The 1,028-nt window shown below is 44.2% G+C and carries 1 protein-coding gene; it reads left to right on the top strand.

Annotated features, from left to right (window positions below; translation table 11 throughout):
* Nucleotides 1–1,028: PD-(D/E)XK nuclease domain-containing protein (locus BUC01_RS24870; RefSeq protein ID WP_175560916.1), on the top strand; the 1,028-nt coding region annotated here is incomplete at both ends.

Genomic DNA, 1,028 nt, shown 5'->3' with positions numbered 1-1,028 from the left:
TATACTGACGAGACACATAAGACCGGCTATCTGCGGGCTTTCTTTAATACCGTGAAATCGGGGACGGATTCATCCATTGAGCGTTGTTTCATCACCGGCGTCAGTCCCGTGACGATGGACGACCTGACCAGTGGCTTCAACATTGGAACTAACTATTCGCTCTCATCCGAGTTTAATGAAATGATGGGCTTCACCGAAGACGAGGTTCGTCAGATGTTGGCATATTATTCCACCACTTGCCGCTTTAACCATAGCATTGATGAAATCATTGAGATTATGAAGCCGTGGTATGATAATTACTGCTTCGCTCCCGAGAGTTACGATACAACCACGATGTATAACTCCAATATGGTACTCTATTTCGTCAAGAATTATATTTTGTATGGTAAGGTGCCGCGTGACATGATAGAAGATAACATCCGCATTGATTACGAAAAACTGCGTATGCTCATCCGCAAAGATAAGGAATTCTCTCATGATGCCTCTATCATTCAGACCTTAGTGAGCCAGGGGTACATTGCCGGAGAACTGAAGAGAGGGTTTCCTGCCGTTAGTATTGTCGACCCTGATAATTTCATAAGTCTGCTTTATTATTTTGGTATGCTCACTGTAAGCGGTACGCATGAAGGTAAGACGAAACTTACTATTCCCAATCAAGTGGTTCGCGAACAACTCTATACTTATTTGCTAAACACTTACAATGAAGCTGACTTAAACTTCAGTAATTACGAGAGGAGTGAGTTATCCAGTGCTCTTGCTTATAGGGGTGAGTGGCAAGTTTACTTCGCTTACATTGCCGACTGCCTGAAGCGTTATGCCTCACAGCGTGACAAACAGAAAGGTGAATCCTTTGTACATGGCTTCACGTTGGCAATGACAGCACAGAACCGCTTCTATCGCCCCATTTCCGAACAAGACACGCAGGCGGGATATGTAGACATCTTCCTATGCCCGTTGCTGGATATCTTTCCGGACATGGTGCACAGTTATATCATCGAACTGAAGTATGCCAAATACAAAGATCCTGA

This window comes from Bacteroides stercorirosoris (assembly GCF_900142015.1).
Classification (GTDB): Bacteria; Bacteroidota; Bacteroidia; order Bacteroidales; family Bacteroidaceae; genus Bacteroides; species Bacteroides stercorirosoris.
This window is presented reverse-complemented; position numbering and strand designations above follow the sequence as displayed.